The sequence below is a fragment of the bacterium genome, from assembly GCA_022616075.1.
Classification (GTDB): Bacteria; Acidobacteriota; HRBIN11; order JAKEFK01; family JAKEFK01; genus JAKEFK01.
On record JAKEFK010000386.1, the window covers coordinates 1 to 9,659 of the forward strand.

Below are 9,659 nucleotides of genomic sequence, written 5' to 3' on the forward strand. Positions count from 1 at the left end.
AAATCGGTAAGCGTTAGAAGCGGATTTGTCGGCGTTTCCAGGAACACCATGCGCGTATTGGGTTTCATGGATTTGCGAATATTCTCCAAACCCGATGTGTCCGTGAAAGTGAATTCCAGACCGAGATTCGAAAAAATCCGCGCAAAGAGCCGGTAAGTTCCACCATAGACATTGTCTGTGCAAATGACATGGTCTCCTGCTTTGAGCAACATCGTCACAGCCGTGATGGATGCCATTCCCGAAGAAAACGCAAATCCTGCGAATCCTTTTTCGAGCACCGCAATATTCTTTTCCAATGCGCTACGCGTAGGATTCTGAGTTCTTGCGTACTCGTAACCTTTATGTTTCCCGAGCGCTTCCTGAACATAAGTGGACGTTTGAAAAATCGGAACCGTAATCGCGCCTGTTGCGGGTTCAGGTTCCTGTCCTGCATGTATTGCATCAGTGGAAAATCCCATGAGTGCCTCCAGTATCAAAATTAAACTCGAATCATATCACGACATTCTTACACTCTGTCGCACATCGGACCACGCATCGAAGGCCCGTAGTTCCACAACGAAACGACTCTGCATTTGATACCTGATTCACCCAGATCCTCACAACACTTGAAAGTGAGGAGTTTTAGAATGAAAACCAATCGGAACGTAGTTTTCGGGATGTTCATTGTTCTGCTTTGTGGACTCTCTCTTTACGGACAATCTGGTTCAACCGCTGCAATTCAATTGATAGGCAAATCGAAAATGCAAAAAGCGAATGGAGATGTTTCAACCTATCTGGACAACATCAGTCTCCGGAGTCAATCCGTGGAACAACTGGCGCAGGGCAAGTTTACGATCGTTCTCAATCCACTCTCTAACGGTCAGTATGAGCTTCAAGTTTACAGAATGGTTAAATTCGGGAAGAAAAGGGTGATGAGCACTTTTGCATCGTTGTATCAGGCCGGTATCGAATACAGCTACTCCTATGATGCGCAGAGCCAGGAAATCAAACAATATCATTTCATATGCCCGCCAAATTCCTTGACCTGCTGGGCTGATCCAGGTGATTACGCAAGCATGAAACAATTCAAATGGGGTGAAAACTTCCCGGCAAAGAATTGTTCTCAATCTGTTTTCACTTCGGAGGAATATGGACGAGAATATCTGCAAGCATCTTGTTTCCCGAATCGCGATGCGGCACTCGGCTTCGCAACCAAATTTGTGGATCACATCACGAGTAATCGCGGTTGATACCAGGAGCGGCTAGAAAGAACTTTTACCTTTATCTGAAACTGTGCCGTTCAGCTCCTGTTTTTCGAGTTGCAGTTGAAGCGCTTCGTCTTGCAATTCCTGAACCTTTGCCGACGCTTCACTTCGCTGAACAGCGGAGAGCCCGGGCATGACTTCGATGTTCATGTATTGATCGATGGCATAGCCATACTTTCCTGCCCGCCTGTAAATCTCAGCCTTCAACTGAAGAGCTTCAACCCGTTGCTGCAACTCAGCGGACGGCAGATCGATTTTCTCCAGAGTCTCCATGGCTTCTTCTTTCAACTCTGTTTCGAGGTAATAGCGGGCAAGAAGAAGCCTGGCTCGAGCAGTAGAAGCTCCTTTTTCCGGAAGCGGAGCTTTCGAAAGAATCTCTATCGCTTCCCGTATCGCGCCCTGACTGTAAACAGAAGCAGCCTGTTCGCAAAGCTGGTTGATTTTCTGATTCGAAACCAGCTGTGTCGCAGGCATCAAAATATACGGAGGCGCCGCATCGACATTTTGCACAGGGATCCATCGAAGTGTATGTAGCGCCGCAATCAGCACGGCGAGACCAAATACGGCGACTATTAGAGAGATATTGCCCTGCAGGAACCCCCAGCGCTGCCACACCGGACGCTGCTGACTTCTATAAAAATCCTGCCAGCGAGTCCACTTCGTTTCGTTTGGGGAAAACAGCGCATCACGGTCATCCTTTTCGAGCAACTGCCGCAACTGGGCATTCGAGAACACATCCTTGGGATGTATTTTCAGAATTCTTTTGTGATAAGCGATGCACTCCAGAAGATCACCGCGCGATTTTGCCAGTGTGGAAAGGCGTTGCAAAACTTGAATGTTGTCAGGATTCGCCTTTAAGGATTGTTCCAGTTGCAGCACAATAGGATCGTCATTCGAACCTCCGGAATAGCCAAGGCGGTTGCAGAGCAACTTAATCTCGTTCTCAATGTTTTTGTCCTTGGGACGCAAGAAACGGGCGCGATGAAACGCCACGAGAGCTCGCTCCGATTGATCCTGGATTTGAAACTGCGCGGCTTGCTGCAGCAATTCATCAGCGCGAAGAGCCTTCAATTGATCCACCGACTGGCCGGGCTTTTTCAGAAAATTCGCCAGCACTTCGTACGACCGTATTTCCCCAAAATCTGTTGTATAGCTATCGATCATTCTTAAGGCTTCTTCTGAGGACTGAAGTCTTCCGCTCGGTTCCTTCTCTATCATCTTTTCCACGAGGTCTTCCATGGGCGGAGGAAGCGTGGGATCCAACTCGAACAAAAGCTTGGCGTTGCACGCAATGATTTGCATCACCGTCCATTCAGATTTTTCTTCCAGAAATGGATGCCGGCCCGTCAACATTTTGTAAGCAATTACCCCGGCCGAGAAAATATCGCAGCGATAATCCGCTTCTTTGCCCAGCAAATGCTCCGGAGCAAGGTACATTTGCTGTTTTGCCTTCAACTTTGTGTGAATCTTGTTCAGGAACGTGTGTTTTAAATCCAGAAACTGGAAATCGTGAAGTTTTACGATGCCATTCGACGAAAGCAGCACACGGGACGGACTGAGCATCCCGTGAAAGATACCAATGCTATGGGCGTACTGCAGGCCGCGCAGAATTTCCTGAAGAATAAAAGAGGCGATTTCGGGAGGCACGTGGGAAACCTTTTCCAGAAGATCGTCAAGCGTTCCCCAATCCATGTGCTCCTGAATTTGATACATGTACCTGCCCTCAACGCCATAATCCAGAGTTGCAATGATGTTGCGATGCCGCATCTGATACGCATTGCGCAGACGTTGAAGGATCGCTTCCCGAATTTCTTCGTTGGTTATGTTGGACTGGTCATAAAGACGGATTTTAACGTAGTAGTTGTCGTGGACGTGGCGCGCAAGAAAAAGTTCGGAAAGAGTGTTCCGTTCCAGACTTCTGATGATGTGAAAATTCTTTATCTGCATCCGCGTTCAGTCCATTCAGCGCTCTGGTATTTCTCTTCCATCGAGCGAGAGAGGTCTCGTTCACTTTTTTCCAGTTCTGTTGGTTCAGCTGTCACCTGGAATTGCTCTTCAAAGGCCTTCTTAAAGTGATCGCTGACCTCAGCCAGTGAAAGCGCGCGGCCTAGCATAGGATTTAGCGGTGCTACCTTTTTTTCGATCTGCAAGTCGGGATTCAGGATGCAGCCGTTCTGGAACGCGACATCAAAATCGAGCAATATCGAACCGTGTTGAACGAACCTGTCCCGTGATCTTTTCTGAGCGCTTCCAATGATTTTGCGCACATCTTTTGCAATCTCGTACCGCGAAACCGCAACGAAACACTGCGGCAGGCGGGATTCATTCTGAGATTCCTGACTGGAAACGTCTTTCGAAAACTGGGCCTGCGGAACGCCCAGCGATGCAAGTCCCCGATTCAGCGCCTCTGCTATCAACCGGTACGTCTCCTTCAATGACTTGTCTGCGAATTGATTTTTAAGTGGCCCAGCCAACGCATAAGTAACTTCAAATTGATGTAGTACGGCACGTCCGCCAGTAATCCGTCGTACTACATCTATATTATTATGCATAACGAAGGGCTCACTTACAACCCTCTTGTAATCCTGAAAGAAACCCAGGCTCAAAGTGGGTTTCTGCCAGGTATAAAACCGGAGCACCGGGACGGAATCCGGAGTTGCCAGCAGATATAGGGCTTCATCAATTGCCATTTGCTGGTAGCCAGACAGGTCGGGGTGTACGAGCAGTCTCCACCTATCCATAGTTTTATTTTTAAACGCAGAGACGCAGAGTCGCAGAGGAAAAAAATCTCTTTATCTCTGCGTCTCTGCGTCTCCGCGTCTCTGCGTTAAAACCTTAGTTGTTGTCGATTTGGGCTTTTTGCAGTTTACCGCTGAAGTCGACGTAAATCGTTTTCCATTCGGTAAACAGATCTATGACGGTGGGTCCCCCTTCCCTGTGGCCGTTCCCGGTTTGTTTCGTCCCGCCGAATGGTAAGTGAACTTCCGCTCCGATCGTGGAAGAATTGATGTAAGTAATTCCCGTGTAGAGGTCGCGCATAGCGCGAAACGCATGGTTCACGTTCCCTGTATAGATTGCGCTCGATAGTCCGTAAGGTGTGTCGTTTGCAATCTCCAGAGCTTGGTCCAGACTGCCGATCCGGAGCACAGCCACTACCGGACCAAAAATCTCTTCGCGCGCGATGCGCATATGGGGATCCACTTCTGCGAAAATCGTGGGCGCATAGAAAAATCCTTGATCATAGATCCCACCTTCCAGACGCGCCCCACCGCACATCAACCGCGCACCTTCCTGTTTTCCTATCTGAACGTATTTCTCCACTTTAAAAAGCTGAGCTTCATTGATTGAGGGACCCATTTCCGTCTGTGGGTTTAAGCCATTTCCAACTTTAAGACTTTTTGCCCTGCTGACAAATTTTTCCAGAAACTCATCGTAGACTCTTTCGTGCAACAGGACGCGACTCGCCGCGGTGCAGCGCTGACCGGTCGTGCCGAACCCTCCCCATACAGCCCCATCCACTGCCAGATCCACATCTGCGTCCTCCATCACGATGATTCCGTTTTTACCACCCATTTCCAGAGACACTCTTTTGAAAGTGGAAGCCGCATTTTGATTGATGATCTTGCCGACTTCGGTGCTTCCGGTAAAGGAAATGATCGATACATCGGAGTGAGTAACCAGATCGGAACCGATCGCTTCTCCGGATCCACAAACAAGATTCACAACTCCGGCCGGCACGCCCGCTTCTTTCAAGATTCGCACAAAATGATGCGCGGACAGCGGAGTATCTTCGGCGGGTTTGAATACAACAGTATTTCCCGTCACGAGCGCGGGAATTATTTTCCAGGATGGAATCGCCATCGGAAAATTCCATGGTGTGATGATCGAAGCAACGCCCAAAGGAATGCGAACAGACATCATGAATTTATCCGGCAGTTCAGAAGGCGTCGTGTGTCCGTGCAAGCGGCGTCCTTCCGCCGCAATAAAGTAGGTCATATCGATTGCTTCTTGAACATCACCGCCTGATTCCTTAAGGACCTTTCCCATTTCACGCGTCATGTCCTTTGCCAGTTGATCTTTTTGTTCACGCAGCAACTCGCCAGCGCGAAACAGGATCTCCGCGCGCTTGGGGGCCGGAACCAATCTCCACGATTGATACGCATTTTTCGCGGCTGCTACTGCGGCGGCGACATCCTCGGCATTGCTATCGGGAAACTCTCCGATGATTTCCTTATCGGCAGGGTTGGTGTTTAAAGATGTTTTGCCGGAAGAAGAATCGACCCATTCGCCGTTAATGAGATTCTTGTACTGTGGCGGACGAACCATAGTTACCCCCTGACGACGCGCAGACAAATCGACTCGCGACGTGAAGACGCTTTTATGCAGAGCTTACTTTTCGACCGTTTCCAAAGCTGCTGCGTTCTTTTCTTTGCTCTCACGGACCGGTGAGGTTTCCTTCGGGCGCATATCGATCGTTCCCTTAAAGAGAGCAGTTTCAGCAATAGCCAGCTTGGGAGCCCGGATATTACCTTGCAGCAACGCCGAAGGCGCCAGTTCCACGCGATTCGTTGCAGCAACATCACCAATCACTCTTCCATGAATCACAATGTTGCTGGCGCGAATTGTGGCATTCACTCTCCCTTCGACGCCAACATGAACGTCATTGCTGCTTTCGATGCTGCCATCCACAACTCCTTCGATCTGCAGATTCTCTTCTGACGTGATGTCTCCGCGGATGATGACACTATTGCCGATTAGCGTTTTCCCAATTGTTCTTGCGACCGGAGCAGACTTAGGAATTTCGGGCACAGGTATGCTCACCGTGAGTGCTGCAGGCGCCGCAGGTTGAGCTTCAGGCTTGACCGGTTCAGGCTTCACTGGTTCCATTTTCACAGGGTCGAGCTTTACAGTTTCCACCTTGGGTTTTTCTGGAACAACAGGTGTTGGCTGCGGATATGGGTTCGACACCGGAATAGAACCTTGAACATTCGTAGGTTTCGGTGCCGAAGCAGGGTTATTCATCGCTGAAGGTTCTTTTTTCTTCGGGTCAAAAAATTTCATTAGACTGTTCCCTTAGTGCTAAATTATTGGAGCGGGCAACGGGGCTCGAACCCGCGACATCAAGCTTGGGAAGCTTGCACTCTACCAACTGAGTTATGCCCGCCTTCCGAGAATATGTTATCACAAAAATAGTGACCAGTGACTAGTGGCCAGTGACCAGTATAATGATTGTTTCGGAGTGAGGGAAAAATGCGATTCTATTTCATGGTTCTTTTTATTTTGATTGTGTTTACGCAAAATGGGAATGCCGCAATGAGCGAAGATGAAAAACTGAATGCGTTTTTCGAAGAAGAATGGGAATATGGAATCAAGCGGAATCCGCTTTACGCAACTATACTGGGAGATCTGCGATATAACGATCAGCTTCCGGACGTCTCTTTGGAAGCCGTAAAACAGGAACAAGCCCACGACCTGGAAGTGTTGAAGAAACTGCAAGCGATCGACCGCTCCAAACTCTCGGAAACAAATCAATTGAACTACGATCTTTACCTTTTGAATCTCAAACAGTCTGTCGAAGGCCATCGTTTTCCGGATTACGTAGTCATGATCAATCAAATGGGAGGGATTCAGCAGCAAGCCCCGGACGCCGTCACACAGCTTCCTTTCAAAAACGTAAAGCACTACGAAGATTATATTACTCGACTGAACAAGTTCCCCGTGATGATGGATCAAACGATTGATCGAATGAAAGAAGGATTAAAGATGAAGGTCACGCCGCCAAAAATAACGCTTCGGGCGGTTGCAGATCAAATCAAGGCTCATGTTGTGGATCAAGTAGAAAAGAGCGCCTTCAATGAACCCTTTCAGAAATTCCCGGAAGAGATCAGCAAAGCGGATCAGGACCGGTTGCGCACTCAGGGAAAACAGGCGATTCAAACGAAAGTCGTTCCAGCGTATCAAAAGCTGCACGAGTTCTGGACGAAAGAATATTTTCCAAACACGCGTGAAACAATCGGGATTTCTTCTCTTCCGGATGGAAAAGAATGGTACGCGTACTTAGCTAGAACCTCTACGACGACCGATCTGACTCCACAACAGATTCATGAAATCGGGCTTCGTGAAGTCGCTCGCATACGTTCCGAGATGGACAAAGTTATCACGGAGACCGGATTCAAAGGCAGTTTTGATGAGTTCTTACATTTCTTGAGATCCGATCCACGCTTTTTTTACACAAAACCAGAAGAATTGTTGACCGGCTATCGCGATATTTGCAAAAGGATCGATGCGGAGCTGCCGAAATTGTTTGGAAAATTACCGCGAACACCGTATGGCGTCCGCGAAATCCCTGAATATTCTGCTCCTTCTCAAACCACCGCCTATTATAATGAAGGGAATTTGAAGGCAGGACGGCCCGGGTGGTACTACGCAAATACTTACAGGTTGGAAATGCGACCTAAATGGGAAATGGAAGCTCTTTCGATTCATGAAGCAGTTCCAGGACATCATCTGCAAATTTCGCTGGCTCAAGAGCTGGAAAACGTGCCAAAGTTCCGCAACTTCGGCCACTACACAGCATTCGTCGAAGGTTGGGGACTCTATAGCGAAAGTCTCGGCCCCGAACTTGGTTTATATAAGGACAACTATTCAAAGTTTGGTCAGCTCGCTTACGAGATGTGGCGCGCTATTCGCCTCGTAGTGGACACAGGCATACACGTGATGGGATGGGACCGCCAAAAAGCAATCGATTATTTCATGGCAAATGCAAGCAAGTCGGAGCATGACATCACTGTGGAGGTCGATCGCTATATTGTGTGGCCCGGTCAAGCTCTGGCTTACAAAATCGGCGAGCTAAAAATCCAGGAGCTGCGCAAACAATCGCAGAAAGAGCTGGGAGAAAGATTCGACATCCGGGAATTTCATGATGTGGTACTTGGAAGCGGCGCCATCCCTCTTTCGATCCTGGAAAACAACGTAAAGAAATACATTCAAAGCAAAATGTAGTGGCAGAGCATTTGCCATTGTTACTTTGAACATGTTGGTTATCCCGAAAATGGCCACAATATCACGAACATAGTTTCTGCGCGAAAATGCTCTGCAAGCCAGAATGTTGCAGAGCATTTTCGCGACCGATAATAGTCCCGTGTAAAATCGAAGTCTAGTTACAAGGTCTGTGTATACAGACATATGGAAAATGCTCTGCCACTACTTTTCTACTTTCTTTGCGTTAAATGAGCTCTTATGCTTTCCCACCTCCGCTCCCACGCGGGTGAATACCGGTACGCAAGAATGGCCAGCGGAATTCCCGCCATCAAATCGACTACATAATGATGGCGGAGGTAGATCGTAGCGACGATCAATCCGATTCCTAGCGGCAACAAAACCCAAAATAGTTTCCGAACAAACCGAAAAGCGTAAGTTAAAGTGAGAAACGTTATTGCGATATGCAAAGAAGGAAACGCCGCGCGTGAGGAAGATTCCGAAATCGAAACCATGGCCCTCTGAGTTGCGAGAAGCATCCATCCTTCAAAATCTCTGGTGTACTGATCCGCAATCCACAGACGTGGCGGCACCGTGGGAAAGAGAATGTACAACAGATAGCCCCAGTAAAAACACAAAACGATCCCGAGTAATGTCTCGCGGGCTTCCAGATCCCTCCTTCTTATGTACAGCACCAGAGGAATCAGAATGGTCAGAGGTAAGTAGCTTGCGTAACAGAAGGACAAAAGCTCGGTTAGCCAGGGCCGGTAGAACTGCTGGGCCCAGAGAGTTGGTTCCACACCGAAAAGCCAGATATCGGCTCTCAAGAACCAGTCCTGAACATCGTTAGGATTTACGAAGTGAATGGTGTCGTGAAGATTTGTGTAGATCGCAATGGCGATCAGAAAAGGTAAAGCATTTCGGACAACCGTAAAGAAACGGGATGTTTCAGATTTTCGGGAGAGATACGGGATCAAGGGGAGCATTGCCGTAACCACTCCGATCCGCCAGAGTCCTCCCGCGATTTTACGCCCCATACCGTAGCCTTCCAGCCAGAAAAAAGAATTGGCGCGGAGAGTGATTGCCAAACAGGGGATAAAAAATAGATATGCGATAAATTCTTCAATGCGCAGCGCGGCGATTCTTCGCAAAATGGAGCTGCGCCGCCAGTCAAGAAAACGGGGTTTCTCCACCCCTGTTTCTGTTATTGTCGACTCCATAAGATCAGCTAAGATACCACAAAACTAGATGGAGCGCGGACTTCCAGTCCGCTCTAGTTTGCAACTCAACGGAAATGTTATTTAATACAATCAAATCGGGATCCATGGATTAAAGGGAGGAGTTGTGCAGATCAAATCACGCATTTTTGCCGTTGTTTTTTCTTTAGCCATTCTCTTCACGCTTCCTGTTTTAGCTCTGAAGCCTGACAAAGATAAA

The 9,659-nt window shown here is 48.3% G+C and carries 8 protein-coding genes and 1 tRNA gene; 2 read left to right on the top strand and 7 right to left on the bottom strand.

What is annotated here, in order from left to right:
* Positions 1-458, bottom strand: a 458-nt coding sequence (locus tag L0156_29775) for a PLP-dependent transferase (GenBank protein ID MCI0607194.1), incomplete at its 3' end; no start/stop codon positions are given.
* 168 nt (positions 459-626) lie between these two features.
* On the opposite strand from L0156_29775, the gene L0156_29780 reads away from it, so the two are divergent.
* Positions 627-1,229 (top strand): hypothetical protein, encoded by a 603-nt coding sequence (locus L0156_29780; protein ID MCI0607195.1) that lies wholly within the window; start codon positions 627-629, stop codon positions 1,227-1,229.
* Positions 1,230-1,241: 12 nt separating this feature from the next.
* Here L0156_29780 and L0156_29785 read toward each other — a convergent pair whose 3' ends face one another.
* The 5 genes from L0156_29785 to L0156_29805 all read right to left on the bottom strand — a co-directional run bounded on the left by L0156_29785 (position 1,242) and on the right by L0156_29805 (position 6,408).
* Positions 1,242-3,191: a protein kinase gene (locus L0156_29785; GenBank protein ID MCI0607196.1), complete on the bottom strand. Its 1,950-nt coding sequence runs from the start codon at positions 3,189-3,191 to the stop codon at positions 1,242-1,244.
* A complete protein-coding gene (locus L0156_29790; protein ID MCI0607197.1) occupies positions 3,182-3,985 on the bottom strand; it encodes a lipoate--protein ligase family protein in 804 nt (267 codons plus the stop codon). Before L0156_29790 ends, L0156_29785 begins: the two co-directional genes overlap by 10 nt.
* Before the next feature lie 94 nt (positions 3,986-4,079).
* Complete coding sequence (locus tag L0156_29795; protein MCI0607198.1) at positions 4,080-5,570, bottom strand: aldehyde dehydrogenase family protein; 1,491 nt, start codon at positions 5,568-5,570, stop codon at positions 4,080-4,082.
* A 63-nt stretch (positions 5,571-5,633) separates the two neighbouring features.
* Positions 5,634-6,305 (bottom strand): polymer-forming cytoskeletal protein, encoded by a 672-nt coding sequence (locus L0156_29800; GenBank protein MCI0607199.1) that lies wholly within the window; start codon positions 6,303-6,305, stop codon positions 5,634-5,636.
* 27 nt (positions 6,306-6,332) lie between these two features.
* Positions 6,333-6,408: transfer RNA gene (locus L0156_29805), tRNA-Gly, on the bottom strand.
* An 86-nt stretch (positions 6,409-6,494) separates the two neighbouring features.
* Here L0156_29805 and L0156_29810 point away from each other — a divergent pair.
* Positions 6,495-8,246, top strand: a complete 1,752-nt coding sequence (locus tag L0156_29810) for a DUF885 domain-containing protein (protein ID MCI0607200.1) — start codon at positions 6,495-6,497, stop codon at positions 8,244-8,246.
* Positions 8,247-8,455: 209 nt separating this feature from the next.
* Here L0156_29810 and L0156_29815 read toward each other — a convergent pair whose 3' ends face one another.
* Positions 8,456-9,442 carry a phosphatase PAP2 family protein gene (locus tag L0156_29815; GenBank protein MCI0607201.1) on the bottom strand — a complete coding sequence of 329 codons (987 nt, stop codon included), beginning with the start codon at positions 9,440-9,442 and terminating at the stop codon, positions 8,456-8,458.
* Between the last annotated feature and the right edge of the window lie 217 nt (positions 9,443-9,659).

Excerpts from the sequence above, each read along its gene's own strand:
- L0156_29800 (MCI0607199.1), bottom strand. The coding sequence starts at position 6,305 with ATGAAATTTTTTGACCCGAAGAAAAAAGAACCTTCAGCGATGAATAAC.
- L0156_29790 (MCI0607197.1), bottom strand. The coding sequence starts at position 3,985 with ATGGATAGGTGGAGACTGCTCGTACACCCCGACCTGTCTGGCTACCAG.
- L0156_29780 (MCI0607195.1), top strand. The coding sequence starts at position 627 with ATGAAAACCAATCGGAACGTAGTTTTCGGGATGTTCATTGTTCTGCTT.
- L0156_29785 (MCI0607196.1), bottom strand. The coding sequence starts at position 3,191 with ATGCAGATAAAGAATTTTCACATCATCAGAAGTCTGGAACGGAACACT.
- L0156_29815 (MCI0607201.1), bottom strand. The coding sequence starts at position 9,442 with ATGGAGTCGACAATAACAGAAACAGGGGTGGAGAAACCCCGTTTTCTT.
- L0156_29795 (MCI0607198.1), bottom strand. The coding sequence starts at position 5,570 with ATGGTTCGTCCGCCACAGTACAAGAATCTCATTAACGGCGAATGGGTC.
- L0156_29810 (MCI0607200.1), top strand. The coding sequence starts at position 6,495 with ATGCGATTCTATTTCATGGTTCTTTTTATTTTGATTGTGTTTACGCAA.